Source organism: Streptomyces seoulensis, from assembly GCF_022846655.1.
In the GTDB taxonomy this organism is placed as follows: Bacteria; Actinomycetota; Actinomycetes; order Streptomycetales; family Streptomycetaceae; genus Streptomyces.
In genome coordinates this window covers 2,780,928-2,807,814 of sequence record NZ_AP025667.1, presented here as the reverse complement: position 1 = coordinate 2,807,814, position 26,887 = coordinate 2,780,928, and the positions used below count along the sequence as shown (strand labels likewise).

Sequence of the window (26,887 nt, the reverse complement as noted above, 5' to 3'; positions counted from 1 at the left end):
CCTCCACGGGAGAACCTCGCGTATGGACACCGTATGCATACCCCGTTTCGCCGAACAAGAGGGTCATCGGGAAATTATTCTGCGCGGCCACATGGTCACCGCTGTTTTTCCCGCGCCAAACCGTGATCACACTCACTTTCACTGTGAGTGTCGAGACATCACGAGCGGGTGACCGATCGCCCGGTTCCGGCCATCGGGCGCCGGGCGCCGCGCCGGGAGGTCCGCGATCGCACCGGTGCGGGCACGGCCGTTAGGCTGCGAGCCAGGCGTGCGGACGACGACACTCCGTCGGGTCCGCGAAAGCCGATCCGCCGTCGACGGAAGCGAGTTGAACCTTGAACTTCCTTACCATCGGGCACCGTGGGGTCATGGGGGTCGAGCCCGAGAACACCCTCCGTTCCTTCGCCGCCGCCGAGCAGGCCGGTCTGGACCTGATCGAACTCGATCTGCACCTGAGCAAGGACGGTGCGCTGATCGTCATGCACGACGCCGCGGTGGACCGCACCACGGACGGCACCGGACGGATCGCCGAGAAGACCCTCGCGGAGCTGCGCGCTCTGGACGCGGGGCGCGGCGAGCGGGTGCCGGTGTTCGAAGAGGTCCTGGACGCGGTGAGCGCGCCGCTCCAGGCCGAGATCAAGGACGTGGCGGCCGCGAAGGCGCTCGCGGAGGTGATCCTCCGGCGGGACCTCGTCTCACGGGTGGAGGTCATCTCCTTCCACGACGAGGCGATCGCCGAGACCGCCCGGCTGGTGCCCGGGGTGCGCACCGCGCTGGTCGCGGAGCACTACGGCCCGGAGGTGGTGGACCGCGCGGTCGCGGCCGGCGCGGCGACGCTCTGTCTGGACGTCCGCAGGCTGACGCTGGAGGTCGTGGAGAAGGCGCGCGCGGCGGGTCTGAGGGTCTTCGCCTGGGTGGTGAACACGCAGGACGAGCTGCGGCTGGTGCGCGCCCTCCAACTGGACGGCGCGACCACCGACCTCCCGGACATCAAGCGCACCGGCCGCTTCACGGCGTGACGCGGGAGCCGCTGTTCACGCCAGCGGCTTGACCAGCAGCTCGAACCGCAGGTCGGGGCGGCGCGGAATGCCGAAGCGCTCGTCGCCGTACGGGAACGGGGTCGTCTCGCCCGTACGGCGGTAGCCCCGGCGCTCGTACCAGCCGATCAGGTCGTCGCGGACCGAGATCACCGTCATGTGCATCTCGGTGGCACCCCAGGCGGTACGCGCCTGCCGCTCCGCCTCCGTCATGACGGCCTTGCCGAGCCCGGCCCCCTGGAGGGTGGGGCTGACCGCGAACATGCCGAAGTAGGCGTGGGCGCCCCGGTGTTCGAGCTGGCAGCAGGCGACGATCCGGTCGTCCCGCTCCACGACGAGCAGCCTGCTGTCGGCGGCCTTGATGACCTGGAGCACGCCCTCGGGGTCGGTGCGCTGCCCGTCCAGGATGTCCGCCTCGGTGGTCCACCCGGCCCGGCTGGCGTCTCCCCGGTACGCCGACTCGACCAGCGCGACGAGGGTGTCCACGTCGGCATCGGTGGCGTCGCGGAACGTCAGTCCGGTGGCGGTGTCCATGGGGTGTACTCCGTTTCAGGGGCGCGGCTGAACAAGGACGAGGGTAATCGGGCGGCTAGGCTCCGCTCGCATGGTGCATGTACTGGGCAGCCGGACCCTGATCCGCCCCACGGACCCCGACCGTTCCCGCGCCTTCTACGGAGGGCAGCTCGGGCTCGCCGTCCACCGCGAGTTCGGTGAGGGGCCGGAGCGCGGGACGGTCTACTTCCTCGGCGGCGGCTTCCTGGAACTCTCCGGCCGGGCCGAGGCCCCTCTCGCGCCGTCGGTGCGGCTGTGGCTCCAGGTCGCGGACGCGGCCGCCGCGCACGACGAGCTGCGGGCCGAGGGCGTGGAGATCGTGCGGGCGCCGGTCCGGGAGCCGTGGGGACTGATCGAGATGTGGATCGCCGACCCGGACGGCATCCCGATCGTGCTGGTGGAGATCCCGGCGGACCATCCACTGCGGTACCGGCCCGGCATCTGAGACGGCGGCGTCAGCCGCGCAGGGCGCCCAGCCTGCCTTCCAGTCCGTCGAGGAGGCCGGCGAGCAGGCCGGACAGCTCGTCCTGGCGCTCGGGGGCGAGGGTCGACAACACCACCTTCTCGTAGGCGAGTTGCTCGGGGAGGATGCCGTCCACGAGGTCGCGGCCGGCGTCGGTGAGGCGGAGGTGGGAGACGCGGCGGTCACGGGTGTCACCGCGCCGCTCGACCAGCCCGCGTCCGGTGAGCTGCTTGACGCGCTTGGTCACGGCCGCCCCGGAGGAGAAGGTCTCCCGTGCCAGCTCCCCCGGTGTCAGCTCGTGGCCGGTACGGCGGAGCGCGCCGAGCAGGTCGAACTCGGCGCGGCTGAGCCCGGCGCGGCGCAGCGGGGCGTCCTCGGCCTGCTGGAGGAGCGCGGCGCAGCGGTTGATCCGGCCGATGACCTCCATGGGTCCGGTGTCGAGCGCGGGGTGCACGGCACGCCACTGCCGGACGACCGAGGCGACGGTGTCGGCCCTCTCGGGTCCCTCGTGCGCCGTCTCCGGGTGCTTGCTTCCCGTGTCGGTCATGGCCGTGTGTCCTCCGTGGTCCCGCTGTCGTCCTGTGTCGGTCCTGCGTCAGTCCTGCTTCAAGGGTGCGGCTCCCCGGTGCCGTACCGCAGCGGCGAGCGTACGGTGTCCGGCCTGCTCGGCGAGCACGAGGCGTTCTGCGGGGAAGGGCCGCTGCCACCACTCCCCCTGGGCGGTGTCGGCCGTGGCGCGCAGGTCGGTCAGTGCGGCGGCGAGGGCGCGGCGGGCCGCCGGGAGGGCGTGCGGGGCGGGGTCGGGGTGGCCGAGCAGGTGCTCGGTGCGCGCGCGAGCGTGCTCGGCGGCGGTGATGGCGTCCGTCACGCGGTCCCCCGCCCGGCGGTTGGTGACCACCACGGCGGCGGCGAGTCCGGCCAGGGCGCCGACCAGGGTGTCCAGGACCCGCTGGGTGATGAGCACGCCGGGGTCCTGGAGGTGGGTGAACTCGGTGATGAGCAGCGCCATGGGCGTCACGCAGACCGTGCCGAGCCAGTAGTTGCGGGCGATGAGCGCCTCGGCGCCGAAGCTGCAGGCCAGGACGGACACCACGAGGGCGGCCGGGTGGAGGCGGGTCAGCGGGGTGAGCGCGGCGAAGAGGAGGACGCCGAGGACGTTGCCGACGACGCGCTGGACGCCCCGGCTCCAGGTGAGCGTGACGTTGGCCTGGAAGAGCGAGGCGGCGGTGACCAGGGCCCAGTAGGGACGGCCGACTCCGAGGGCCAGGGCGGCCAGACCGGCGAGGGCGCAGCCGAGGGCGGTGCGGGTGGCGATGGGGGTGAGGTGGTGCAGGGGGCCGCGGTGCTTGGTGGCGGGTCGCGGGCACGGATCGGCTCGCGGGTCCGGTCGTTCCGGGGCGGTGCGCTTGGGCGCGCGTGCCGTGCCGGGCAAGGACTGGGGACCGGTGCGCTGCGTGACGTCCGGGCCCGGACGCCGGTCCGCGTGCGCGTCCGCCCCTTCCGGCACGGGCACCTCGGGTACCCGGCCCGTGCCGCGCAGGGCTCGGGCCCAGGCGCGTAGCTGGTCGGCGTCGGCCGGGGCGGCCTCCGCGTGGATCAGGAGATGTTCGAGGGCACGCCGGGTGGGATCGGGGCGGGTGCCGGGGGTGCGCAGCGTCTGCCAGGCGTTGTGCGCGGCGGTGCGGGCACGGACGTGACCGTCGTCCTGGGCGGTGGCGGCCGCGCGGAGGGCGGCCGCGACGGCGCGGCGCTCGGGCCCGTGCGGGCGGAGCGCTCCGGGGGCCATGCAGACGAGCCAGGCCCAGGCTCCGGCGGCGAGGGCGAGTGCGAGGTGGCCGGGGACCTGACTCGGGGTCTGCGGGACGAACAGGGCGGCGGAACTGATGAAGGTGACGACGACATTCCCGGGCGGGCCGACGCGCGTGGCCTCGCAGACCGTCTTCTGGGCGGCGGCCAGCAGGGCGCCGACGATCACCAGGACGACGGGGCCGGGGGTGAGCGCCGAGGCGAGCAGGGCGATGCCGAGTCCGGCCGTCATGCCGAGCACCACCCCGGTGAGCACGCGGGCGCGGGCCGGGTAGGGCCGGTGGTGGGCGTAGAGCGCGCACAGGGACCCGGCCATCGTGTAGAGGGCCAGGTCGAGGCGGCCGAGCGCCAGCAGGAGGAGGTTGGGCGGGGCCGCCGACACGACCACGCTGAGCGCGGGTTTGAACCAGATGGCGGAGGGCCCCTGGAGGCGGAGCGCCTGGGCGAGGGGGAGACGGCGGAGGTGCAGGCTGCTCATACGAAGAATTTAGCAGGTGTTTCACCAGTAAAAGACTTTCCCGGGCTCCGTAACAGTCCTGGTCACACGCCGTGCTCCGGCGAACGCTCCCCGTACACCCCCTTGCGCTCGCGTGCGCTGCGCGCGTCGTGGGCATCGCATCCCTCGACCGAGCGTCGAACGGGGGTGGTGCGCGTGCACGGACCGGTGTCACCGGCCTGGCTGCTGGTCGCGCTGTGCGCGGCGACCGGCGCCTACTGTCTGCTGCGGATGCGCAGCGGTGTCGAGGAGCAGCGGCGGGCGGCGGGCGGCGAGGCACTGATGGGCTTCGGAATGGCGGCGATGGCGGTGCCCGCCGCGGTGTTCACCCCGCCGCGCTGGGTGTGGCCGCTGTACGCCCTGGTGTTCGGGCTGGCCGCGTTGCGCGCGCTGTGGTCGGCCCGGCAGAGCGCCCACCACCTGCACCATCTGCTGGGCAGCGCGGCGATGGTGTACATGGCGGTGCTGATGACGGCCGCCCCGGTATCGCACCACCACACGGGCGGCTCCGGCCCGGCCCCGGTGACGGGCGCGCTGCTGCTGTACTTCACCGGCTATGTCCTGCTGACCGGAGCCCGCTTGGTGCCCGCCACCGTCCGGGGCGGACCGGGCGGGGTGCGGTGGGGCGACCGGCCCGAGCTGTCCCGGGTGTGCCGGCTGTCGATGGGGATAGGCATGCTGGCGATGCTTCTGACGATGTGACACCTCAAGCGGTCGGCGCGAAAAGGGAGTTGCCTGCGTCACTTAGGCACCGGCGGGCACTCCGGTGCTCATAGGGTGCTGCCCATGATGGTCCCCGTGGCACTGCTGCTGCTCGGCATCCTGACCTCCGTCGCCGCCCCGCGCCTGCTGGCCCGGGCCGACTGGCCGGACCGGGAGCCGGTGGTGGCGCTGTGGGCGTGGCAGTGCGTGGTGGCCGCCGTACTGCTGTGCTGCGCGCTGTCGATGACGCTGAGCGCGGCGGCGGCCTGGCAGGCGGTGCGCTGGCAGTTGTTCAGCGGGGCGCCGCACGGGGTCGTCGAGGCGTACGCCCTCGGCGCGGCCGGGCCCTGGGCCGCGCCCACCGCCGTGGCACTCGCCTGCGGAGGGCTGTGGACCCTGACGATGCTGGCAGGCGAGGTGCTGCACGCGAGGCGGCACCGACGGACCCGCCGGGCCGAACTCCGGCAGCGGGCACCCTTGTTGCCGGGCGAGGGGCCGGGCGGGTGGCTGGTGGTCCTGGAGGGCGAACGGCCGGACGCGTGGTGGCTGCCCGGAACCACCCCTCGGCTCGTCGTCACCACGGCCGCGCTCCGCCGCCTCAAGGGCAGCCGCTTGGACGCCCTGCTGGCCCACGAGCAGGGGCACGCCCGGTTCCGGCACGACTGGCTGCTGCACTGCTCGGCCGCCCTGGCCGGCGGCTTCCCCCAGGTCCCGGTCTTCGCCGCCTTCCGCGACGAGATGCACCGCCTGGTCGAACTGGCCGCCGACGACACCGCCTCCCGCCGCTTCGGCCGGGTGACGACGGCACTGGCCCTGGTCGAAATGAACGAGGACCGAGGCGTGTTCGGTCCCTCCCCCACCCCGCACTCCCAGCTCCCGCACCGCGTGGACCGCCTCCTCACAGCACCGGCCCGCCTCCCGGCCCCCCACCGCCTACGCCTGACGGCGACGGCCGCGCTGGTGCCGGTGATCCCGGTGTTGGTCGCTCTCGTTCCGGGGCTGCGGGCGTTGCATTAGGGTCTGTCGTCCCGAGTGGACGACATGGGTGAGGAGCGGCCGCGCAACGCGGTTGAGCGCGGCCGACGCGTCGGGTGATGGCCCCCAACGCCCCCATCGGCGAGGATCCCCCCATGCACCACCAAATCCCCCGTACCGCCCTCCTCGTCACCACCGTCCTCGCCCTCTCCTCCGCCCTGCTCCTCACCCTGGTCGCGATCGAATGGGGCCCCCTCTTCACCCTCGACGAAGAGATCGCCCGCACCACCCACCGCTGGGCCGTGCGGCAGCGGGGCCTGACCCAGACCTTCCGGGTGCTGACCGACTGGGTGTGGGACCCGGTGACCATGCGGCTGCTGTGCGCCGGGGTCGCGTTGTGGCTGTTGTGGCGTGCGGCCGCGTGGTGGACGGCGTTGTGGCTGGTGCTCACCTGCGCGGTGGCGGCGGTGGTGCAGCAGGGGGTGAAGGCGGCCGTCGCCCGGCCCAGGCCGGTCTGGCCGGACCCCGTGGACAGTGCGCGGTACACCGCCTTCCCATCGGGGCACGTCATGACGGCCACCGTGGTGTGCGGGCTGTTGCTGTGGCTGATCCACCGTCACGGCGTACGCGGCGCCCGCTGGTCGGCGGCCGTCGCGGTGGCCGTCGTCTCGGTGGTGGGCGTCGGTGTCACGCGGGTGTGGCTGGGGGTGCACTGGTTCTCGGACGTGCTCGGGGGCTGGCTGTTCGGGGCCTTGGTGGTGGCCTTCGCCGTACTGGTCGATGAGCGCAGGAGTAGGGTCCGCGCATGACCGCTGTGCTGTTCGACTTCTCGGGCACTCTGTTCCGTGTCGAGTCCACCGAGTCCTGGCTGCGGGGCGCCCTCACGGCGACCGGCATCACGCTGCCCGAGCCGCAACTCAGAGAGAAAGCAGCCGCGTTGGAGGCGGCGGGCGCGCTGCCGGGCGGCGCCGAACCGGAGACCGTACCGGACGCGCTTGCCGCGGCGTGGGACGCGCGGGACCTCGGCGCCGGGGAACACCGGGCCGCGTTCACGGGACTGTCCCGGCAGGTGCCGCTGCCCGAGGAGAGCCTGCACGACGTGCTGTACGACCGGTACATGACCCCCGCCGCGTGGAACCCGTACCCCGACGCGGGCCCCGTACTGCGGGAGTTGAAGGAGCGCGGGATCGCCGTCGGGATCGTCAGCAACATCGGCTGGGACCTGCGGCCGGTCTTCCGGGAGCACGGGCTGGACCGCTACGTGGACGCGTACGTGCTGTCGTACGAGCACGGGATGCTGAAGCCCGACCCCCGGCTGTTCGCCGTGGCCTGCGCGCAGTTGGGTGCCGATCCACGGCGGACGCTGATGGTCGGGGACAACAGGGAGGCCGACGGTGGTGCGGCCGCGCTCGGCTGCCGGGTGCACTTCGTGGATCACCTGCCGGTGGACCGGCGTCCGGACGCGTTGCTGCCCTTGCTGGATCTGGTGCCGGAAGCGGAACTGCCGTCCGTCTGAGGCGCTCCCCCGCGGCGCTCAGACGAACGGCAGCCCTGAGAAGGCCCCGCGCGATGCGGCGCCTCACTCCTTGAGTATAGTTGGCTGACAGCCAGTCAACGCAGGAGTTCCGTAATGTCCCCGCGCAGCGCCTCGGTCAATGAAGAATTGCGGCGGCGCTCGCGCGAGCGGCTTCTCCAGGCGGCGGTCGAGCTGGTGGACGAGCGCGGGTTCGAGGCGACCACCCTCGGCGACATCGCGGACCGCGCCGGTTCGGCGCGCGGACTGGTCTCGTACTACTTCCCCGGCAAGCGCCAGCTCGTGCAGTCCGCCGTGCACCGGCTGATGCACCGCACGCTGGAGGAGGCGCTGGAGCGGGAGCCGCGCACCGAGGACGGCAGGGAGCGGCTGGCCCGTGCCATCGACGCGATCCTGGGCCTGGCGCGGGAGCGGCCGGTGCTCATGCGCCAGCACATGGCGGGCCTGCTGCACGCGGAGGGCTTCGTGCAGTGCCCGGAGCAGCGGCGCCTGTCCGAACTCCTCGGCGACACGGTCGCCCGCTGCGGCTCGGACGACGTCACGGCCGACTATCCGATGCTGCGGGCGCTGCTGATGGGCTCGGTTTACGCGGCGCTGGTGCCGGGGGTGCCGATGCCGGTGCCGGTGCTGCGCGCGGAGCTGTTCCAGCGGTACGGGCTCGACGGCGAGCTGGGTACGCCGCCGGGCAGCGACTCGGACGAGGAGTCCGGCCGGGCCGACCTGTCCCGCTTCTTCGCCACGGACGAGCGGACGGACGAGCGGACGCACGAGCGGGGCGAGTAGCCCGGCGGGCCGCCAGCCCCTGCCGTCGCGGGCGCGCGGTGCGATGCTGGAGCCGTCAGGGCTGTCTCCCGATGCCCTCGGGGTGAGGAGTACGCCGTGCTGCGGGTCGCCGTCGTCGGCTCCGGACCGAGCGGGTGCTACACCGCGCAGAACCTGGTGGAGCGCCACCCCGACGTGCACGTGGACGTGCTGGACCGGCTGCCGGCGCCGTTCGGGCTGGTGCGCTACGGCGTCGCCCCCGACCACGAGAAGATCAAGTCGCTCCAGGGCAGCCTGCGGGCGGTGCTGGAGCACGACCGGGTCCGGTTCCTCGGCGGGGTCGGTGTCGGCGGCCCGGACGGGGTGCCGGTGGAGCGGCTGCGGGAGCTGTACCACGCGGTGGTGTACTGCGTGGGCGCGGCGGCCGGCCGTCCGCTGGACATTCCCGGCGAGGAGCTGCCGGGGAGCTGGTCGGCGTCGGAGTTCGTGTCCTGGTACAGCGCGCATCCGGACGCGGCCGACGAGGGTTTCCTGCGCGATGTGCGCTCAGCCGTGGTCATCGGGGTCGGCAATGTGGCCGTGGACGTGACGCGCATGCTGATGCGCGGCGCGGCCGAGCTGCACGGGACGGACATGCCGCAGGCGGCGCTGGAGATGCTGGCCGGGGGCGGCGTCGACGAGGTGCTCATGGCGGGGCGGCGTGGGCCCACACAGGCCCGGTTCACCACCAAGGAACTGCGTGAGCTGGGCGGGCTGCCGGGCGTCGGGGTCTCGGTCGACCCGGCGGACCTGGCGCTCGATCCGGGCTTCGCGGACCTCTCCGCACTGCCCGCCGCGCAGCGGCGCAATACGGAGGTGCTGCGCGATTGGGCCGCCGTCTCTCCCCCGGACACCGATCGGACCATCCGGCTGCGGTTCTTCCTGCGCCCGGTGGAGGTGCTGGAGTCGGACGGCCGGGTGGGCGGAGTGCGCTTCGAGCGGACGGAGCCGGACGGACAGGGCGGGGTGCGGGGCAGCGGTGTGCACGAGGACGTGCCGGCGCAGTTGGTGCTCCGCTCGGTGGGCTATCGCGGGATGCCGCCGGAGGGTCTGCCGTCCGATCCGGTGACCGGGATGGTGCCGCATCTGGCGGGCCGGGTGCTGAGCGACGGCGTACCCGTGCCGGGCGAGTACGTGGCCGGGTGGATCAAGCGCGGCCCGACCGGTGTCATCGGCAGCAACCGCTCCTGCGCCAAGGAGACGGTGACCTCGCTGCTGGAGGACGCCCCGGCGCTCAAGTCCCGTGAGGTGCCGCAGGACCCGCTTCCGGGGCTACGGGCGGCGGGCGCCGACCCGGTGGCGTGGCCGGGCTGGCTGGCGATCGAGCGCGCGGAGGCGGAACTGGGCGCGAGCCTGGGGCGGAACCCGGTCAAGCTGTCCGACTGGGACGCGCTGTGGGCGGCGGCACGGTCGGAGTAGTGCGGCGGATGGTGTCCGTGGTGTCTGCGTGGGCATGACACACAGCGGCAACGCCCCGGAAATCAACAATCTGTTCAAGGCCCCTACGGTCTCCAGCAGTCCGGTTGCCGCTCCCCGCCCGCCGCTCAGGAGGCCCCATGGCCACGACCGCCGAAGAAGTGCACCCCGTCGACGAGATACCCCCGCCGCGGCAGCTCGCGGCCTTCGGGCTCCAGCATGTGCTGGCCATGTACGCGGGCGCCGTGGCCGTACCGCTGATCGTGGGCGGCGCGCTGCGGCTCTCCGCCGCCGACCTGGCGTATCTGATCACCGCCGACCTGCTGGTGTGCGGGGTGGCGACGCTGATCCAGTGCGTCGGCTTCTGGCGGTTCGGCGTGCGGCTGCCGATCATGCAGGGGTGCACGTTCGCGGCCGTCTCGCCGATGGTGCTGATCGGGACGACGGGCGGCGGGCTGCCCGCGATCTACGGTTCGGTGATCGTCGCGGGGCTGGCGATCGTGCTGCTCGCGCCGGTCTTCGGCCGGCTGCTGCGGTTCTTCCCGCCGCTGGTCACCGGCACGGTCATCCTGATCATCGGCGTCTCCCTGCTGCCGGTCGCGGGCAACTGGGCGGCCGGTGGCGTGGGCGCGAGGGACTTCGGGGCGCCCCGGAACCTGGCGCTGGCCGCGTTCGTGCTGGCGGTGGTGCTGGGGGTGCAGCGGTTCGCCCCGCCCTTCCTGGCCCGGGTGGCCGTGCTGACCGGCATCGTGGCCGGCCTGGTGGTGGCCGTGCCGTTCGGCTTCACGGACTTCGGCGGGGTCGCGGACGCGGACTGGGTGGGGATCAGCACCCCGTTCCACTTCGGCGCGCCGGAGTTCCGGGTGTCCGCGATCGTGTCGATGCTGGTGGTGGCGCTGGTGACGATGACGGAGACCACGGGTGACCTCATCGCGGTGGGTGAGATGACCGGGCGGAAGGTCGACCCGCGTTCGCTGGCGGACGGGCTGCGCGCGGACGGCCTGTCGACCGTGCTGGGCGGGGTGTTCAACACCTTCCCGTACACGGCCTACGCGCAGAACGTGGGCCTGGTCGGCATGACACGGGTGCGCAGCCGCTGGGTGGTGGCCGCGGCGGGTGGTCTGCTCGTACTGCTCGGTCTGCTGCCCAAGCTGGGCGCCGTGGTGGCGGCCGTCCCGGCGCCGGTGCTCGGCGGGGCGGGGCTGGTGATGTTCGGGACCGTCGCGGCGAGCGGGCTGCGCACACTGGCCGGGGTGGACTTCCGGGGCAACCAGAACCTCACCGTCGTGGCGGTGTCGGTGGCGGTCGGCATGCTGCCGGTGGGCGTGCCCACGGTGTACGCGAAGTTCCCCGACTGGTTCCAGACGGTCATGAACAGCGGGATCAGCGCGGGCTGCCTGACCGCGATCGCGCTGAACCTCCTGTTCAACCACCTGCCGAAGCGCGCGCCCCGTGAGGCACCCGCACTCGCCGAAGGCGCCTGACCCGCCTTCCACCCCCGATAGCGTGATCGGCATGAGAGCTGAGGACGGAGCGGCACACGGCGAGGCGCTCGACGGCGGCATGACGAACGCGGGCGCGGTCTTCCGGCGCGGTTCCCTGGTGGAGCGCCCGGCGCCGCCCACCGCTCCTGCCCTCCACGCCCACCTCCGCGCACTGGGAGAACTCGGCTTCGACGCGGCCCCGACCCCGCTCCGGCTCACCCCGGACGGCCGCGAGCAACTGACCTACATCCCCGGCGACGTCGCCCTGCCGCCGTTTCCCCGCTGGGTGATGACGGAGACCGCTCTGAGGTCGGTGGGCAGCCTGCTGCGACGCCTGCACGACGCCTGCGCGGCCGTCCCGGTGGACACCCGCGCCGCGTGGCCCCGGGCTCTGGCCGATCCGGAGGGAGGAACGACGCTGTGCCACAACGACGTGTGCCCGGAGAACGTCGTCTTCCGCGACGGCCGGGCCACGGCCCTGATCGATTTCGACCTGGCGGCGCCCGGACGGCCGCTGTGGGACGTCGCCATGACCGCCCGCTACTGGGTGCCCATGCTCGACCCCGTCTCCGCGGCAGCCCTCCACCCCGCCGGGCTGGACGCCCCGGCGCGACTGCGTGTCCTCGCCGACGGCTACGGCCTCTCCCGGCGGGAGCGCGCCGAACTGCCCGGCCTCATCGAGCAGGCCACGGCATCCTGCCGGGCGTTCGTCGCCGACCGGGTGACCGACGGCGAACCCGCCTACACACAGGCGCTGTCCGAGCGCGGAGGCTGGCGGCGGTGGGACCGCGTCCAGGAGTGGCTCGTGGCCCACCGCGAGACGTTCACGACCGCCTTGCTGGACTGACCGGGCCGAAGGCCGGGGAACGGGCTCAGGGCCGGGCCTCCATCGGCACCATCCCCGCGACCAGTTCCTCCAGCCGGGGCAGGGCCCGCTGGCCGGCCAGGGCGAGGCCGATCGCCAGGGCGACGCCCGCCCAGGCGACCGGGCCCAGCGGGGTGCAGTCGACGAGGCGGCTGACGCCGGGGGTCTGGATCACGGCGACGAGGACCGCGCCGGAGCCGAGGGCGGTGAACCGGACCAGGGTGCTGTCCCGGCGGTCGAGGAGGGTCTGCACGAGCTGGGTGCCGACGACCCCGCACAGGGCCATGGTGCTGGCGCGGCGGGCGGTGCCGGGGGTGAACCGGCCGATGAGCCATGCGGTGATGGCGCCCAGCGCGGTGGTCAGGGCGCGGTGCCGGATCTGCCGGATCAGCGGCGCGCCGAGGACTCCGCCCGCCACGTCCTCCGGGGAGGCGGTGCGGCTGCGTACGTCGTCGCCGTCCTTCGGGGTCACGGCCACCGCCATGGCCGGGAACAGGTCGGTGAAGAGGTTCACCAGCAGCATCTGCCGGGTGGACAGCGGGGCGGTGCCGGAGAGCAGGGTGCCGAGGATGCCGAAGGCGACCTCGCCCGCGTTGCCGCCGATGAGGATGGCGATGGCGTCGGCGACGCTGTGCCACAGCGAGCGTCCTTCGCCGATGGCGTCGATGAGGACGGTCAGGTCCTCGTCGGTGAGGACGATGTCGGCGGCGTTGCGCGCGGCGGCCGAGCCCCGGGCGCTGATGCCGACGCCGATGTCGGCGGCGCGGATCGCGGCGGCGTCGTTGGCGCCGTCACCGACCATGCCGACGACCCGGCCCGCGTCCCGCAGGGCCTCCACGACCTGGAGCTTCTGCTCGGGCGCGACACGGGCCACGACCCCGGCGTCCCGCAGCATCCGGGCCCTGGTGCGCCGGTCGGCGGCGGCCAGCTCGTCCCCGGTGACCACCTGGGTGTCCTCGGGCCAGCCGAGCTCGCGGGCGATGGCGCGGGCGGTCTGCGGGTGGTCGCCGGTGAGCATGACCGGCCGTACGCCTTCCTCGTAGAGGCCGCGCACCAGCGCCTCGGAGGTCTCGCGGGGCACGTCGGAGAGGGCCAGCAGGCCGGTGAACTCCAGTCCGGTCAGCGCGTCTTCGAGGGCGTCGGACTCGGTCTCGCCCTCGGCGAGGCGCCGGGAGGCGACCGCGAGGACCCGCAGCCCGGTGCCGGCGAGGGCGTGGGCGCTGTCGTGCGCGCGGTCGGACAGGTCCGCGCAGCCGGGCAGCACCGTCTCGGGGGCGCCCTTGACGACCAGGGTGCGGGGGCCGTCGCCCTCGCGGCCGACGGCGGCGGCGTAACCCCGCCCGGCCTCGAAGGAGAGGCCGCCGAGCTGGGTCCAGTCCGGGTCGGGAAGGGCCGCGTCGATGACGGCCTCGTCGGTGGCGTGCACCGGGCGTCCGGAACCGTTCACGCGGGGGCAGGCCCGCGCGGCGCGGCGCAGGGTCGCGGCGGGGCCCGGCTCGCCCGCGTCACCGGCCGCCCACTCGCCGCCCTCGGCGTCGGAGACGCGGACGACCCGGAGCCGGTTCTCGGTGAGGGTGCCGGTCTTGTCGAAGCAGATGGTGTCGACGCGGCCCAGCGCCTCCAGCGTGCGCGGGGTGCGGACGAGGACACCGTCACGGCTGAGCCTGCGGGCGGCGGCGAGCTGGGCGACGGTGGCGACCAGCGGCAGCCCTTCGGGCACGGCGGCGACCGCGACGGCCACGCCGCCGCTGACCGCCTCGCGCACCGGGGTGCCGCGCAGCAGGGCGAGACCGGTCACGGCGGCGCCGCCCGCCAGGGTCAGCGGCAGTGTCTTGCGGGTGAGTTCCTGGAGCCGGGCCTGCACCCCGCCCGCCGGGGGCGTGCGGGCGGCGAGGTGGACGGCGCGGGCGGCCTCGGTGCGCTCGCCGGTGTCGACGACGACGGCGTGGGCGGTGCCCGCCACGACGGTGGTGCCCTCGAAGACCATGCAGCGCCGGTCGGCGACGGCCGCGTGCGGGGTGGCCCCGACGTGCTTGTGCACCGGCAAGGACTCGCCGGTGAGCGCGGACTCGTCCACCTCCAGGCCGTCCTGCCACAGCAGGCGGGCGTCGGCGGGGACCACGTCGTCGCCCTTGAGCTCGATCACGTCGCCGGGCTGAAGTTGTCCGGCGTCCACGGTGCGGGTGCCACCGGCGGGCGCCTCCTCCGGCGGGGGCGCGACGCGCGCCTTGCGCTGCTGCTCGGTGTGCAGTCCGGACAGCGCCCGCTCGGCGCGCAGCCGCTGGACACCGCCGACGAGCGCGTTCAGGTCGAGGGCGCCGACGACGAGCAGGGCGTCCACGACCGAGCCGAGGATCGCGGAGGCGGCCGAGCCGACCGCCAGCACCGGGGTGAGCGGGTCGTCGAGTTCACCGCGTACGGCCTGGCCGAGCTGCCAGGTGAAGCGGGCCGGGGCGAGGGCGGGGACGTGGACGATCCGCCAGGCGGCCTCACGGATCCCGGCGGCGGCCCGTACCAGGGCGCCGGGTTCGGGGGGCGCCTCGCGGTCCAGTCGCTCCACGGCCTCGTCGGGGTCCAGTTCGTGCCAGCGCACGCGGGCGTGCGGGTGCGGTGCGCGGGCGGCGGCCACCCCGAGCGCGGCCCAGACGCCGTACGCCAGGGCGGTGAGCGCGCCGGTGTCGACGGGGGCGTGGCGCAGTCCGGGCAGCACCGAGCGGCGGCCGCGGCCGCGCCGGGCCTCGCCGATGGCCACCAGCAGGCCGGAGAGCGCGGCGCCCGAGCGGGCCAGGATCTGGCCCCGGCTGCCGACCGTGCGGGCGGCGGGGATCGCGGTGAGCAGCCGCCACACGTCCGGCAGGCCGTGCGGGGCGAGGATGTCGGCGCCCCAGACGACGGCACCCTCCTGGTCGGTGAGCGCGATGGCGATGTCGGCGGCGTCCAGCCCGGCCAGCACGTCGCTCTCCTGGGCGGCACGCGGCCGGGCGACCGTGATGACGACGCGTTCCTCCGCCTCCTCGCCGTCGTCCTCGGCGCGGGCGTCCAGCTCGCCGCGCAGTGCGTGGACGACGTCGTCCAACGGCCTTCTGGCGTCGACCACTTGGTCGGCGAGCCCGGTGAAGTCCTCCAGGGCGGGGTCGTCCACGAGGACGACGCGCAGCCGGGCCCGGCGGGCCGCGTCGAGCACGGCCTCGGTCCACGGGTCGGGGAGCCCCTCGTCCGTGCGCAGCGCGCTGGGGTGCAGCAGGAGGGTCCCGGCCATCTCCAGTTGTCTGAGTCGTTCCGGGTCGCGCACGAGCACATCGGCGCGGGCCAGGGCGGTGCCGAGTACGGCGTGGAAGGCGGCGGGGGCGTACCTGGCGGCCTTGGGCGAGCCCGAGAGGGCGGCCTCGGCGGCGGAGTTCAGGTTCCGTTTGACCAGCAGCGCGGCCACGGCGCCGAGCACGCTGCCCGCCGAGGCGTGGGCCGCGTACACCTGGGCCGGGGACTCGCGCAGCGGTGGGCGCGGGGTGCCGGCGGGGGCGACGCTGACGCGCTCGGGTCCGCACAGCTCGTCGTGGAGGGAGTCAAAGGCGGCGGCGCGGGCCATGGTCTCGGTGAGCTGGAGGGAGCGCAGGGCGCCGTCGAGCACGAGCGAGGTGGGGGTCTGCCCCCCGGCGTGCACGATCGCGTTGGCGGTGGCCAGCAGGAGGTCCATGCGGGCGGCGCCGATCCGGGCGCGCAGCAGGGCGCGGACGCGGGGGTTCTCGCGCAGCAGGGTGACCAGGGCAGTGACCGCGCGGGGCGTGGGGGGCAGCCGCAGGGCGTACCCGGTGAGGGCGCCGGCGATGCCGAGCAGGTCGACGCCGAGGGTGGTGGCGGCGGCGCGCACTCCGGCCGGGTCGGCGGGGTGGTCGAGTTCCTCGGGGTCGCCGCCCGCCACGAGCAGTCCGTCGCGTACGGCGAGTTCGGCGGCGTGGTCCACCACGCGGTCGCCGACGGCGTCCTCGGTCATGGTGACGACCAGGCGGGCGAGGCCCTCGTCCCAGTAGGCGAGGAGCACGTCGGGCCGGTCGGCGAGCGCGGCCGCGATCCGGCGGGCCAGGTGGGTTCGGCCGCCCGCGCCGTGCACCTGGTCCGGTTCGGCGGTGCGCAGCGGGAGGTGGATCCGGGCGCCGGAGCGCCAGTGGGCGGGGCCGCCGGGCAGCGCGGTGCGGGTGACCCGCGTCACGCGTACGACGGCGTCCGCACCACGCACACCGGCCCGGGCGGTGCCCGCGGCGGCGCCGGCCGCCGCGCCGATCAGGGGTGCGGCGGCCTCGGCGAGAAGGCGGGGCAGGCGAAGGGCGGCGGTGGGCGCGGTGAGGAGGTCGAGGGCCATGCGGGGCCGTCAGAGACTGGTGCGTTCGGGGCGCGCGGTCGGACCGAGCTGGCTGGTGGCCCCCTTGGGCTGCTTGCCGGCCTTCGACTGCTTCCCGTGCTTCTTGTGCGAGGACTGCGAGGACTCCGGGTGCGCCGGCTCGGTGTCCGTGACCTTCACGGGGCCGGGAGCGTCGGGGTGCCCGGTGTGCAGGGCCGCCTCGCCCACCTCGGCCTCGCTCGCGGGGGCCGGCTCGTCGGTCTCCGCCACCGGGGTCTTCACGGCGCCGTTGCCGGTGTGGGCCGGGCGGGGCTGGGTCAGCCAGGCGATGGCGGCCCCGGTCAGCGCCACGGGCCACTCCACGACCCCGGCGACTCCGAGCACGCCCGCCCCGGTGTACACCACGAGGCGCCGCCCCCGGGGCGAGACCGCGCCGACCATGTCCAGCGTGTCCTGGGCCGCCTTGGAGACCATCGACGCGCCGGGCACCTTGCTCAGGACGGAGGCGGCGCCGCGCAGGGGCGCGGTGAGGACCGACGACGACGTGTGCTCAGCCATGACTCTCCTCGGGCGAGATCGCCTGCCGTGCGCCACCCGGTGCCCGTGAGCCCGCGCACGCTGGTCACCCCCTCCTCTCCCAGGAGACGCCAAGCCCCGGGCCCGCGCCACTCGGCCCGCCCGCCCGGACCAGCGCGGCTGCCGTCCGGCTACGCCCCGCCCGGCAGCCCCACCGACGCGGCCAGCTCCCGCTGGTAGGCGGCGTAGGCAGCCCGGAGGGCGTCGCCCGGCCAGTCGGCGGGGAGGAGGGGGTCGGGCAGGACGGGGTCGGTGAGCAGATGCCGGACGACGGCCGCGTAGGCGGTGAGGCGTTCGGCCGGGTGGGAGGCGGCGGTGGCGCTGCCGAGCAGGGTGCGCGCGTCGGCCGCCCAGGTGGCCGGCGGCCACAGCCGGGCCACCAGTTCGGCGCCGGGCTCGTCGGGGCGGGCGGTGCAGGTCAGGGCCACCTCGGACAGTTCGGCGGGCAGCGGCCGGGCCAGGTTGGCGGGGCGCAGCCAGACGCCCTCGCGGAGTTCGGCCAAGCGCAGCACGGTCAGCCGCGCGCGCAGGTCGGCCCGCTCGGCGGGGCCGCGTCCGGTCGCCGTGATCACGGCCATCTCCCAGTCGCCGTCCCACGCGCGCGTGCGCGGCCTCAGCGCCTCGTCCTGGCGGCGCTGCCGGTCCAGCAGGCGGTCACTGAGCCCGTACACGGCGTCGGTGCGCCTGAGGTCGCCCGCGGCGACCATCCGGCTGAGCGCGGCACGGAGCGTGGAGCCGCCCACGCCGAAGGGCTCGACCAGGCGTACCAGTTCCCGTACCGGCAGCCGGGGCGGATGCGCGCCGAGCAGCAGGCTCAGCACGACCGACCGCGCGGACAACGGCCTGGTCACGGGTCCGGCGCCGCCGGGCTCGGCCGACAGGTTCATGCGCATGGGCACGTACTGTACGTGCGGCGATCGGTATTGCGTCATTGCTACAACCGTACGGAGAGTGCAACATGGCCGTATGGTCCCGATGCCCGAGCAGTCGCCGCCGTACGCCACCCACGACGTCACCAACCAGCCGCCGCCGCTGGCTCCCTACGACGCGTCCGCAGACCCGGCACTGCTGGAGGGGCTGCGCCGCGAGGGCGCCGGCTGGGCCGAGCAGGGCATCCGGGTGCTGGGGCTGCGCGCGGGCGGGGCCGAGGCGCAGGAGTGGGGCGAGCTGGCCAACCGGCACGAGCCGGAACTGCGCACCCACGACCGCTACGGCAACCGCGTCGACGAGGTCGAGTTCCACCCGAGCTGGCACCACCTGATGCGCACCGCCGTCGCCGAGGGCCTGGCCGGCACCCCGTGGGCGGAGGACCGCCCCGGCGCGCACGTGGCTCGTACGGCGGGCGGCCTGGTCTGGGGGCACACCGAGGCGGGACACGGCTGCCCGACCTCGATGACCTACGCCGCCGTCCCCGCCCTGCGCGCCCAGCCGGACCTGGCCAAGGTGTACGAACCCCTGCTCACCAGCCGGGAGTACGACCCCGGGCTGCGCGTGCCCACCGAGAAGCGGGGCCTGCTCGCCGGGATGGGCATGACCGAGAAACAGGGCGGCTCGGACGTCCGCACCAACACCACCGTGGCCACCCCGACGGACGAGCCCGGTGTGTACACGCTGCGCGGGCACAAGTGGTTCACGTCGGCGCCGATGTGCGACGTGTTCCTGGTGCTGGCGCAGGCGCCGGGCGGCCTCTCCTGCTTCCTGGTGCCGCGCGTGCTGCCGGACGGCAGCCGCAACACCTTCCGCATCCAGCGCCTGAAGGACAAGCTGGGCAACCGTTCCAACGCGTCCTCCGAGCCGGAGTTCGACCGCACGGTGGCCTGGCTGGTCGGGCCGGAGGGGCGCGGGGTGAAGACCATCATCGAGATGGTCAACTGCACCCGGCTGGACTGCGTGATGTCCTCGGCGACCCTGATGCGCAAGAGCCTGGTCGAGGCGGGCCACCACGCCCGCCACCGCAGCGCGTTCGGCGCCCGGCTGCTGGACCAGCCGCTGATGCGCAACGTCCTGGCGGACCTGGCCCTGGAGTCGGAGGCGGCCACGACGCTCACCCTGCGGCTGGCCGGGGCGGCGGACCGGGCGGTGCGCGGGGACGAGGGCGAGCGGGCGTTCCGGCGGATCGCCACGGCCGTCGGCAAGTACTGGGTCACCAAGCGGGGCCCGGCGTTCACCGCCGAGGCCCTGGAGTGCCTGGGCGGCAACGGGTACGTCGAGGACTCCGGCATGCCCCGGCACTACCGCGAGGCCCCGCTGCTGTCGATCTGGGAGGGCTCGGGGAACGTCAACGCCCTCGACGTGCTGCGGGCACTGGGCCGCGAGCCGGAGAGCGCCGAGTCACTCTTCGGCGAACTCGCCCTCGCGCGCGGGGCCGACGCCCGCCTGGACGCGACCGCGGCCTCGCTGAAGCGGGAGCTGGCGGAGGCGGACCAACTGAGCGCGCGCCGGGTGGTGGAGCGGATGGCGCTGGCCCTCCAGGCGTCCCTCCTGGTCCGTCACGCCCCGCCGGCCGTCGCCGACGCCTTCTGCGCGACCCGGCTGGGCGGCGACTGGGGCCACGCCTTCGGCACCCTGCCCTCGGGCACGGACCTGGACACGATCCTCGACCGGGCGCTGCCCGCCTGAACCGGGCGGGGCCGTCACCCCGTCATACGCCCCCACTGCGGGCCGAACCTGGCCCACTCGGCGTCCCATAGGGCCAGGCGGCGGCGTTCCAGCCGGGCCAGCAGGAGGCGGCTCCCGGCGAAGGGCACGGCGGCCGCGCACGCACCGGCCAGGGTGCCGACGAAGGCGGCGCGGACGGCGGCCTCGGCGGCGGTGGCGGGCCGGGCGACGAGGCGTCCGCGCTCGTCGGTCCAGACGGCGACCGGCGCGCCGGTCGCCGCGCCCGGCGCGACCCGGACCTGGCCGGTGCGGGGCGAGCCGTCGCCCGCCGTCCAGCGGACCTCCGCCCAGACCCGTTCACCGCTGGAGCTGCGGCCACCTGACCGGCCGGGGGCGCGTGCGACGACGTAGGCGACCATCGGATGCCAGGCGGCGCGCTCGTGGGCGAGGCCGCGCTCGACCGACCGCGCGGCCACCAGCCCGGCCACGGTCCCGGCCAGCAGGGTCAGTAGCCAGGCGCCCAGCAGCACCCACCCCTCCACCACGTCGGCGCGGCGCCGCAGCGGACCGCGCCGCCACCGCCACAGCCACACACGCGGAACACGGAACGCCTTCAAGGCCATCCTCCTCACGAGCGCGCCGGAAAGGCCGGACCTCCTTCCGATACGGACGCCCGCCGCCCGTTGCTCACACACCGCCCTGACCTGCGACGACGACCACACTGAAGGTCACTGTCAGTGGTCGGGTGCAGACTGGGCGGAATCGAGGAAAGCCGCATAGGGCACCGATGCGGCAGAGTGGACGACGAAGTCCCGGAGGTGGTCGGCATGACCGAGGTACTGCTCGCCGTGGGTACCCGCAAGGGCCTGTTCATCGGCAGGCGGCGCGGCGGCACGTGGGAGTTCGACGACGGCCCCCGGTTCAACGCCCAGGCCGTCTACTCCGTCGCCATCGACACACGCGGTGACACACCCCGGCTGCTGGCCGGTGGAGACAGCGCGCACTGGGGTCCCTCGGTGTTCCACTCCGACGACCTGGGCCGGACCTGGTCCGAGCCCGCCCGGCCCGCCGTGAGGTTCCCCAAGGACACGGGCACCTCGCTGGAGCGGGTGTGGCAGTTGCACCCGGCGGCCGCCGAGCCGGACGTGGTGTACGCGGGCACGGAACCGGCCGCGCTGTACCGCTCCGAGGACCGCGGGGAGAGCTTCGAGCTGGTGCGTCCGCTCTGGGAGCATCCCACCCGCTCCCGGTGGGTGCCGGGCGGTGGCGGGGAGGGGCTGCACACGGTGCTGACCGACGCCCGTGATCCGCGCGCGGTGACGGTGGCGGTCTCCACGGCGGGGGTGTTCCGCACGGAGGACGGCGGTGCGAGCTGGGCTCCGTCGAACTCCGGGGTGTCCGCCGTCTTCCTGCCCGATCCCGACCCGGAGTTCGGGCAGTGCGTGCACAAGGTCGCCCGGGACGCCGAGGACCCGGACCGCCTGTATCTGCAGAACCACTGGGGTGTGTACCGCAGCGACGACGCGGGCGCGCACTGGACCGACATCGGCGAGGGCCTGCCCTCGACCTTCGGCTTCGCGGTGGCCGCCCATCCGCACCGGGGCGGCACGGCTTACGTCTTCCCGATCAACGCCGACGCCGACCGGGTGCCCGCCGACCGCCGCTGCCGGGTCTTCCGCACCTCCGACGCGGGCAAGAGCTGGGAACCGCTGTCGGAGGGGCTGCCCCAGGAGGAGCACTACGGCACCGTGCTCCGCGACGCCCTGTGCACGGACGACGCGGACCCGGCGGGCGTCTACTTCGGCAACCGCAACGGCGAGGTGTTCGCCTCCGCCGACGACGGGGACACCTGGCGGCAGGTGGCATGCCATCTGCCGGACGTGCTGTGTGTGCGGGCGGCAGTGGTGGGCTGAGGGCGGGCGCGACCGGGGGCCGGTGGCGCTCGCGCGGCCCGGCGCCCCTGGGCACCGGGCCCTCGCGGCTACGGCAGGCGCCAGTCCACGGGCTCGGCGCCCTGGCCGGTCAGCATGTCGTTGGCACGGCTGAACGGGCGGGAGCCGAAGAAGCCGCGGTCCGCCGACATGGGCGACGGATGCGCCGACTCGATCGCGGGATGGTCGCCGAGCAGGGGCCGCAGGTTGCGGGCGTCGCGGCCCCACAGGATGGACACCAGCGGCTTGCCGCGTGCGGCGAGCGCGCGGATGGCCTGCTCGGTGACCTCCTCCCAGCCCTTGCCGCGATGGGCCGCGGGCTTGCGGGGCGCCGTGGTGAGGGCCCTGTTCAGCAGCAGGACACCCTGGGAGGTCCACGGGGTGAGGTCGCCGTTGGAGGGCCGGGGCAGGCCGAGGTCGGTGTTCAGCTCCCGGTAGATGTTCTCCAGGCTGCCCGGCAGCGACCGCACCTCGGGGGCCACCGCGAAGCTCAGCCCGATCGCCATCCCCGGTGTCGGATAGGGGTCCTGACCGACGATCAGGACCCGTACGTCGTCGAAGGGCTGCTGGAAGGCCCGCAGGACGTTCGCCCCGGACGGGAGATAGGTCCGGCCCGCGGCCACCTCGGCGCGCAGGAAGTCCCCCATGGCCGTGATGCGGTCGGACACCGGGTCCAGGGCCTTCGCCCAGCCGGCCTCTACAAGTTCGTTCAACGGTCGTCGTGCCACGTCAAGTCACTCTACTGGCCGCCACCGACAACACCCGAACGGCTGTGGACCGAGCCCCGCGCACCGCCCGCCCCCGCTACCCTTCCCCCGTCGTGCGCGCTCCGGCGAGGAGAGGGGAATCCCATTGTTCCCGCGAGGCAAGGCGGTCGGCCCGGCCGTCCCCGGATTCCTCGCGGTCGACTCCGGGGGCTCCGGTCTGCGGGTGGCCGTGGGGGCGTTCGGCGGGGCACCGCCCGCCGAGGGCAGGTCCGGCCGCCCGGTGCGGACCGGGGAACGGGGCATCGACCCGGCCCATCTGCTGGCAGAGGTTCTCCCGTTGGCGCGGGCCCTCGCGGCGGAGGCGGGTGTGGACGAGCTGACCACGGCCGTCGTCGGCGCCGCCGGGTTCGCCACCCTGGGGGACGCCCTGCGCGCGGAACTGCCGGACGCGCTCGCCGGGGAACTGGGCGTAGGCATCGTGGGACTGGCCGCCGACGCGGTCACCGCCTACATCGGCGCTCTCGGTCCGCGTCCGGGCGCCGTGCTCGCGGCGGGCACGGGCCTGATCGCCATCGGCACGGACCTGACCGGCTGGCGGCGGGCCGACGGCTGGGGCCATCTGCTGGGCGACTGCGGCGGCGGCGCCTGGATCGGGCGGGCCGGTCTGGAGGCGGCGCTGCGCGCATACGACGGCCGCGCGGAGGGCTCCGCGCCACTGCTGGAGCGGGCACGGGAGCGGTTCGGGCCGCCGCCGGAGCTGCCCGGTCTGGTCTATCCCCGGCCCGACCGTGCCGCCGTACTCGCCTCCTTCGCCCCGGAGGTCGCCGCCTGCGCGCCGCGTGACCCTGTCGCCACCGGCATCCTGCGCACGGCCGCCCGGCACATGGCCGAGTCCGTCGCCGCCGCGTGTCCGGCGTCCGGGGCACCTGAAGTTGCCTGTACCGGCGGCCTGTTGAAGCTGGGTGAACCCCTTCTCGCCTTCCTGCGAGAGGAGTTGAGGCGACAGGTGCCGCACGCCAGGCAGGTGACGGCCCAGGGCGATCCGCTGCACGGCTGCGTCCGGCTCGCGGCCGGGCTGGCGGCGGGGGACGCGGTCTGGCCCGAGGACCCGCGCCTGCTGTGCGTGACCGGCGCAGGGAAGAGAGGGACATAAAGGGGATCGCGCCCACCTGAGCCTCAACTGCCCGATAGGGGGCCGGATCAGCCACCCCATGTACGCAACTCATCCGACAAAACCGGACGGATACCGCTCACCTGCACCCTCCCCGAACAGGGGAGCCCGGGAAACCAGTAACATGCGGCGCCATGAGCTCCCCCACTGGACCCGAGTCCGGCCTGCCAGTACGAATGCCGCGACCCCGCCAGCCCGGACGGCACCGCCGTCCGGAGCCGCTGGTGGCTCCCGAGGACGCGCCCGCGTTCGTCCTCGCGGTGCCCGGTGCGCCCAGCGCCGCCACGCGCAGCCTCGCCGAGGAGGTCGTGAGCATCGCCCGCTCCGAGCTGCCCGGCCTCGACGCGCGGATCGGTTACCTGGACGGGGACGACGCCGAATTCCCGAGTCTGCGCGCCGTCCTGGCGCACGCCGCCGAAGAGCGCACCGCCCGCCATGAGCAGGCCGTCGCCGCCGGTTCCGACGCCAAGGCGCCGGACGGCCCGGTGGCCGTGGTCGTGCCGCTGCTGGCCGGCCCCGACAACGCCCTGCTGCGGCAGACCCGCCAGGCCGTGATGGACAGCCGGGTCGCCGCCGAGCTGACCGACGTCCTCGGCCCGCACCCGCTGCTGGCCGAGGGGCTGCACGTGCGGCTGTCGGAGGCGGGCCTGGCCCGTGCCGACCGCGCGCGCCTGTTCACGGTGGCGACGGCGGCGGACGGCATCATCCTGGCGTCCGTGGGCGGCGAGGAGGCCGTGCAGGCCGCCGGCATCACCGGCATGCTGCTCGCCGCGCGCCTGGCCGTGCCGGTGATGGCCGCCGCGCTGGACCAGGAGGGCTCGATCGCCTCCATCGCCGAGCAGCTCCGCGCCTCGGGTTCGCAGCAGCTCGCGCTCGCTCCGTACCTGATCGGCCCGGAGATCGACACGGCGCTGCTGACGGCCGCCGCCGAAGAGGTCGACTGCGCCACCTCCGAGGCGCTCGGCGCCTACCCGGCGATCGGCAAGCTCGCCCTCGCCAAGTACACGGCGTCCCTGGGCATCGCCCAGCAGCCGCAGGGCGCTCCCGCGTTCTGACGGACCCGCTCCGCACATACGGCGAAGGGCCCGCTCCGGTCACGACCGGAGCGGGCCCTTCGTGTCGCGCCACTCAGGGGCGCGACGAGCCACGGCGCACCCTCAGGCGCCCACCAGCCGGGACGGCGCCGCAGCTCCCCTGAGGGGTTCCGCCAGGTCGGCCAGGGCGTGCTCCAGGCCGTGGAGGTGGACCAGGGCCGGTTCCACCGGGACCTCGCCGGGCCGGTGCAGTGGATCGGAGCCCCCGTCCGTGAGCGCCTCCACCGCGGCCTCCACGCGCCAGCAGGCCGCGGCCAGGCGGGCGTCGTGGGACGCCTCGGGGTCGGCGGCGACGGCGACCAGACCCCGGACCTCGCGGGCGCAGTCGTCCAGCAGGGCGAGCACACTGCGGGCACGCCGCTTGCGGCCCAGCAGGGGGTTCAGCGGGTGCACCAGCGGAGCGACCGACATCCGGACCCGGCCGAGCAACTGCTCCAGCTCGGCCACGCGCGGCGCCGGGTCGGCGGTGGCCGAACCGGCGAGCCGGGCGGCGGCCTCGGCGGTGCAGGCGTGGACGCAGCGCAGGGCGCGCTGGATCCAGGCGTCCGTGGTGATGTGGGTCGTCACGGGCAGCACGAGCAGTACGGCGAGCATGGCACCGGCCGCGCCGACCGCCGTCTCGGCCACGCGCAGCGCGAGCAGCGACGGGGTGAGGACGCCGAGCAGGCCGTAGAGGACCTCGGCCAGCAAGGTCACGCAGAGCATCATCCAGGTGTAGGAGACGGCGGCCGAGTAGAAGATGCCGAAGACGGCGAGCGCGACGAGCACCAGTGACGGGACGACGGCCCCGTCCACCGGAAGCGCGACGAGGAGCCCGAGGGCGATCCCGAGGACCGTGCCGAGGACGCGCCGGAACCCGCGTACCAGCGTCTCGCCGCGCGAGGCGGTGTTGACGAAGACCCACCAGGTCGCGCCGACGGCCCAGTACCAGCGCTGTCCGGACAGCAGTTGCCCGAGGACCAGCGCGAAGCCGGCGCCCGCGACCGCCTGGACGGCCTGCCGGGTGGTCACGCGGGCCAGCCCGGTGCCGCCCGGCGCGGCGGGCGCCGTCGGCGCGGGGCGCCCGCGCTCGTAGCACCACACCCCGAAGCGCACCGCGGCCGCGGTGAGCACGGACAGCAGGACGGCGACGTACAGCTCGGGCAGTTGCACCGGCGTGACGTGCAGGAACTGGCCGACGAAGAACATCATGAAGGCGAACACACCGAGGCTGTGCCCGCGCGGGCCCCAGCGGCGCGCGTACACACCGGCGCCGACGACCGCGAGGAACGCCAGGTCACGCGCGACCGGGTAAGCGTGCAGCTCGGCCGCGACGGCCAGCACCAGCACCCCGGTACCGGGCAGCAGGGCCGTGGTGACGGCCTGCCCGCGCACGGTGGGGTCGGCGACGGTGAACAGGGTCAGCAGCGCGGCGAGCCCGCCGGCGACCATGCCGGTCAGGGACTGCCCCATCAGCCCGCACACGACGACGGCCAGACCGATGCCGAGCACGGCCCGCGCGGCGAAGCGCAGTCGGATCCGTCCCGGGTCCGGCGCCATGAACACCTTCTTCAGCACTACTCGTCCGCCCCCTAGTGGCCATACGCACGAAAAAGGCGCCGCGGAATCCGCAGCGCCATCGACCCCCCTATGACAGCACCTCAGGTCCGTTTGGCTCAACTGGCTCCGATTTCACTGCGCCATTGGCACAGACAAGGCGAGTTCCCGTGATCAGTGGACGGACCAACGGCCCAGGTCGCACAGCACGGGCGCGCAGGGAGACACTGGGCCATTGGTACAGTCACCGGCGGTCGACGAGGCACGAGGAGGCCGGAACGCCATGGCCGTGGACGAGCTGGACACCCGCATCCTGCGGCTGCTGCTGGAGCAGCCGCGCACCAGCGTGCGCGAGTACGCCCGCATCCTGGGCATCGCGCGGGGCACCCTCCAGGCCCGGCTGGACCGGATGGAGCGGGACGGTGTGATCACGGGCACGGGCCCCTCCCTGTCCCCCGCCGCGCTCGGCCATCCCGTCCTGGCCTTCGTGCACATCGAGGTCACACAGGGCCATATGGACGACGTCGGCGAGGCGCTCGCGGCGATCCCGGAGATCGTCGAGGCGTTCTCGACCACCGGCGGCGGCGACCTGCTGGCACGCGTGGTGGGCCGGGACAACGCCCATCTGGAGGATGTGATCCAGAAGCTCATCAGCGTGCCCGGCGTGGTGCGCACCCGCACCGAGGTGGCCCTGCGGGAACGGGTGCCGTTCCGGCTGCTGCCCCTGGTGGAGTCGGTCGGCCGGTCGGCCGACCAGCCCTGAACCGCACGGACGCGGGTGCATCCCTGTAATGCGCGGGTCGCCTT

24 protein-coding genes are annotated in these 26,887 nt (G+C 74.5%); 15 read left to right on the top strand and 9 right to left on the bottom strand.

The annotated features are described in order from the left end of the window. Positions 1-335: 335 nt before the first annotated feature. Positions 336-1,019, top strand: coding sequence for a glycerophosphodiester phosphodiesterase (locus tag HEK131_RS12965; RefSeq protein ID WP_217464047.1), 684 nt, complete (start codon positions 336-338; stop codon positions 1,017-1,019). Between the two features lie 15 nt (positions 1,020-1,034). Here the strand turns inward: HEK131_RS12965 and HEK131_RS12960 are convergent, their stop codons facing one another. Next, positions 1,035-1,571, bottom strand: a complete 537-nt coding sequence (locus tag HEK131_RS12960) for a GNAT family N-acetyltransferase (RefSeq protein ID WP_244335117.1) — start codon at positions 1,569-1,571, stop codon at positions 1,035-1,037. 70 nt (positions 1,572-1,641) lie between these two features. On the opposite strand from HEK131_RS12960, the gene HEK131_RS12955 reads away from it, so the two are divergent. Continuing rightward, on the top strand, positions 1,642-2,034 hold the full coding sequence (locus HEK131_RS12955; protein ID WP_217464045.1) for a VOC family protein: 393 nt from the start codon (positions 1,642-1,644) through the stop codon (positions 2,032-2,034). Positions 2,035-2,044: 10 nt separating this feature from the next. Here HEK131_RS12955 and HEK131_RS12950 read toward each other — a convergent pair whose 3' ends face one another. Both HEK131_RS12950 and HEK131_RS12945 read right to left on the bottom strand, forming a co-directional pair. Next, a complete protein-coding gene (locus tag HEK131_RS12950) occupies positions 2,045-2,599 on the bottom strand; it encodes a MarR family winged helix-turn-helix transcriptional regulator (protein ID WP_244335115.1) in 555 nt (184 codons plus the stop codon). A 48-nt stretch (positions 2,600-2,647) separates the two neighbouring features. Next, the gene (locus HEK131_RS12945) at positions 2,648-4,336 is read right to left on the bottom strand and encodes an FUSC family protein (RefSeq protein ID WP_244335113.1); all 1,689 of its coding nucleotides are present in this window, start codon (positions 4,334-4,336) and stop codon (positions 2,648-2,650) included. Between the two features lie 174 nt (positions 4,337-4,510). On the opposite strand from HEK131_RS12945, the gene HEK131_RS12940 reads away from it, so the two are divergent. From HEK131_RS12940 to HEK131_RS12905, 8 genes are all read left to right on the top strand, one after another. Further along, complete coding sequence (locus tag HEK131_RS12940) at positions 4,511-5,056, top strand: DUF5134 domain-containing protein (RefSeq protein WP_244335111.1); 546 nt, start codon at positions 4,511-4,513, stop codon at positions 5,054-5,056. An 84-nt stretch (positions 5,057-5,140) separates the two neighbouring features. Beyond that, complete coding sequence (locus tag HEK131_RS12935) at positions 5,141-6,073, top strand: M56 family metallopeptidase (RefSeq protein ID WP_244335109.1); 933 nt, start codon at positions 5,141-5,143, stop codon at positions 6,071-6,073. Positions 6,074-6,186: 113 nt separating this feature from the next. After that, positions 6,187-6,840 carry a phosphatase PAP2 family protein gene (locus tag HEK131_RS12930; RefSeq protein WP_244335107.1) on the top strand — a complete coding sequence of 218 codons (654 nt, stop codon included), beginning with the start codon at positions 6,187-6,189 and terminating at the stop codon, positions 6,838-6,840. Further along, complete coding sequence (locus HEK131_RS12925) at positions 6,837-7,547, top strand: HAD family hydrolase (protein WP_244335105.1); 711 nt, start codon at positions 6,837-6,839, stop codon at positions 7,545-7,547. The genes HEK131_RS12930 and HEK131_RS12925 overlap by 4 nt, the downstream gene beginning before the upstream one ends. A 114-nt stretch (positions 7,548-7,661) precedes the next feature. Then, positions 7,662-8,348, top strand: coding sequence for a TetR/AcrR family transcriptional regulator (locus HEK131_RS12920; protein WP_217464037.1), 687 nt, complete (start codon positions 7,662-7,664; stop codon positions 8,346-8,348). 96 nt (positions 8,349-8,444) lie between these two features. Next, positions 8,445-9,785, top strand: a complete 1,341-nt coding sequence (locus HEK131_RS12915) for an NAD(P)-binding protein (RefSeq protein WP_244335103.1) — start codon at positions 8,445-8,447, stop codon at positions 9,783-9,785. Between the two features lie 137 nt (positions 9,786-9,922). Further along, positions 9,923-11,266: a nucleobase:cation symporter-2 family protein gene (locus tag HEK131_RS12910; RefSeq protein WP_244335101.1), complete on the top strand. Its 1,344-nt coding sequence runs from the start codon at positions 9,923-9,925 to the stop codon at positions 11,264-11,266. Positions 11,267-11,297: 31 nt separating this feature from the next. Next, complete coding sequence (locus tag HEK131_RS12905; RefSeq protein WP_244335100.1) at positions 11,298-12,113, top strand: phosphotransferase; 816 nt, start codon at positions 11,298-11,300, stop codon at positions 12,111-12,113. A 25-nt stretch (positions 12,114-12,138) separates the two neighbouring features. On the opposite strand, the gene HEK131_RS12900 is transcribed toward HEK131_RS12905, so the two are convergent. The 3 genes from HEK131_RS12900 to HEK131_RS12890 all read right to left on the bottom strand — a co-directional run bounded on the left by HEK131_RS12900 (position 12,139) and on the right by HEK131_RS12890 (position 17,936). Next, complete coding sequence (locus HEK131_RS12900; protein ID WP_244335098.1) at positions 12,139-16,488, bottom strand: cation-translocating P-type ATPase; 4,350 nt, start codon at positions 16,486-16,488, stop codon at positions 12,139-12,141. A 9-nt stretch (positions 16,489-16,497) separates the two neighbouring features. Continuing rightward, positions 16,498-17,025: a hypothetical protein gene (locus HEK131_RS12895; protein WP_244335096.1), complete on the bottom strand. Its 528-nt coding sequence runs from the start codon at positions 17,023-17,025 to the stop codon at positions 16,498-16,500. A gap of 149 nt (positions 17,026-17,174) precedes the next feature. After that, complete coding sequence (locus tag HEK131_RS12890) at positions 17,175-17,936, bottom strand: PaaX family transcriptional regulator C-terminal domain-containing protein (RefSeq protein ID WP_244335094.1); 762 nt, start codon at positions 17,934-17,936, stop codon at positions 17,175-17,177. Positions 17,937-18,009: 73 nt separating this feature from the next. Here HEK131_RS12890 and HEK131_RS12885 point away from each other — a divergent pair, with 73 nt between their 5' ends. Beyond that, positions 18,010-19,662, top strand: a complete 1,653-nt coding sequence (locus HEK131_RS12885; RefSeq protein ID WP_244335092.1) for a DNA alkylation response protein — start codon at positions 18,010-18,012, stop codon at positions 19,660-19,662. 14 nt (positions 19,663-19,676) lie between these two features. Here the strand turns inward: HEK131_RS12885 and HEK131_RS12880 are convergent, their stop codons facing one another. After that, positions 19,677-20,264 carry an Rv1733c family protein gene (locus HEK131_RS12880; protein ID WP_244335090.1) on the bottom strand — a complete coding sequence of 196 codons (588 nt, stop codon included), beginning with the start codon at positions 20,262-20,264 and terminating at the stop codon, positions 19,677-19,679. Between the two features lie 114 nt (positions 20,265-20,378). On the opposite strand from HEK131_RS12880, the gene HEK131_RS12875 reads away from it, so the two are divergent. Next, positions 20,379-21,554, top strand: coding sequence for a WD40/YVTN/BNR-like repeat-containing protein (locus HEK131_RS12875; RefSeq protein WP_374201493.1), 1,176 nt, complete (start codon positions 20,379-20,381; stop codon positions 21,552-21,554). Between the two features lie 68 nt (positions 21,555-21,622). On the opposite strand, the gene HEK131_RS12870 is transcribed toward HEK131_RS12875, so the two are convergent. Beyond that, a complete protein-coding gene (locus HEK131_RS12870; RefSeq protein ID WP_244335088.1) occupies positions 21,623-22,300 on the bottom strand; it encodes a uracil-DNA glycosylase in 678 nt (225 codons plus the stop codon). 124 nt (positions 22,301-22,424) lie between these two features. Between HEK131_RS12870 and HEK131_RS12865 the strand changes: the two genes are divergently transcribed. Next, complete coding sequence (locus tag HEK131_RS12865; RefSeq protein ID WP_244335086.1) at positions 22,425-23,432, top strand: N-acetylglucosamine kinase; 1,008 nt, start codon at positions 22,425-22,427, stop codon at positions 23,430-23,432. Between the two features lie 152 nt (positions 23,433-23,584). Continuing rightward, positions 23,585-24,505, top strand: a complete 921-nt coding sequence (locus HEK131_RS12860) for a sirohydrochlorin chelatase (RefSeq protein WP_217464026.1) — start codon at positions 23,585-23,587, stop codon at positions 24,503-24,505. A gap of 102 nt (positions 24,506-24,607) precedes the next feature. On the opposite strand, the gene HEK131_RS12855 is transcribed toward HEK131_RS12860, so the two are convergent. Then, positions 24,608-26,101, bottom strand: coding sequence for an FUSC family protein (locus HEK131_RS12855; protein ID WP_217464025.1), 1,494 nt, complete (start codon positions 26,099-26,101; stop codon positions 24,608-24,610). Positions 26,102-26,363: 262 nt separating this feature from the next. Here HEK131_RS12855 and HEK131_RS12850 point away from each other — a divergent pair, with 262 nt between their 5' ends. Next, positions 26,364-26,843 (top strand): Lrp/AsnC family transcriptional regulator, encoded by a 480-nt coding sequence (locus HEK131_RS12850; protein WP_244335084.1) that lies wholly within the window; start codon positions 26,364-26,366, stop codon positions 26,841-26,843. Positions 26,844-26,887 lie beyond the last annotated feature (44 nt).

Coding starts and splice junctions, on each gene's coding strand:
- HEK131_RS12930 (WP_244335107.1), top strand. CDS start 6,187: ATGCACCACCAAATCCCCCGTACCGCCCTCCTCGTCACCACCGTCCTC.
- HEK131_RS12920 (WP_217464037.1), top strand. CDS start 7,662: ATGTCCCCGCGCAGCGCCTCGGTCAATGAAGAATTGCGGCGGCGCTCG.
- HEK131_RS12895 (WP_244335096.1), bottom strand. CDS start 17,025: ATGGCTGAGCACACGTCGTCGTCGGTCCTCACCGCGCCCCTGCGCGGC.
- HEK131_RS12955 (WP_217464045.1), top strand. CDS start 1,642: ATGGTGCATGTACTGGGCAGCCGGACCCTGATCCGCCCCACGGACCCC.
- HEK131_RS12850 (WP_244335084.1), top strand. CDS start 26,364: ATGGCCGTGGACGAGCTGGACACCCGCATCCTGCGGCTGCTGCTGGAG.
- HEK131_RS12880 (WP_244335090.1), bottom strand. CDS start 20,264: ATGGCCTTGAAGGCGTTCCGTGTTCCGCGTGTGTGGCTGTGGCGGTGG.
- HEK131_RS12900 (WP_244335098.1), bottom strand. CDS start 16,488: ATGGCCCTCGACCTCCTCACCGCGCCCACCGCCGCCCTTCGCCTGCCC.
- HEK131_RS12910 (WP_244335101.1), top strand. CDS start 9,923: ATGGCCACGACCGCCGAAGAAGTGCACCCCGTCGACGAGATACCCCCG.
- HEK131_RS12890 (WP_244335094.1), bottom strand. CDS start 17,936: ATGCGCATGAACCTGTCGGCCGAGCCCGGCGGCGCCGGACCCGTGACC.
- HEK131_RS12960 (WP_244335117.1), bottom strand. CDS start 1,571: ATGGACACCGCCACCGGACTGACGTTCCGCGACGCCACCGATGCCGAC.
- HEK131_RS12885 (WP_244335092.1), top strand. CDS start 18,010: ATGGTCCCGATGCCCGAGCAGTCGCCGCCGTACGCCACCCACGACGTC.
- HEK131_RS12935 (WP_244335109.1), top strand. CDS start 5,141: ATGATGGTCCCCGTGGCACTGCTGCTGCTCGGCATCCTGACCTCCGTC.
- HEK131_RS12905 (WP_244335100.1), top strand. CDS start 11,298: ATGAGAGCTGAGGACGGAGCGGCACACGGCGAGGCGCTCGACGGCGGC.
- HEK131_RS12925 (WP_244335105.1), top strand. CDS start 6,837: ATGACCGCTGTGCTGTTCGACTTCTCGGGCACTCTGTTCCGTGTCGAG.
- HEK131_RS12860 (WP_217464026.1), top strand. CDS start 23,585: ATGAGCTCCCCCACTGGACCCGAGTCCGGCCTGCCAGTACGAATGCCG.
- HEK131_RS12950 (WP_244335115.1), bottom strand. CDS start 2,599: ATGACCGACACGGGAAGCAAGCACCCGGAGACGGCGCACGAGGGACCC.
- HEK131_RS12945 (WP_244335113.1), bottom strand. CDS start 4,336: ATGAGCAGCCTGCACCTCCGCCGTCTCCCCCTCGCCCAGGCGCTCCGC.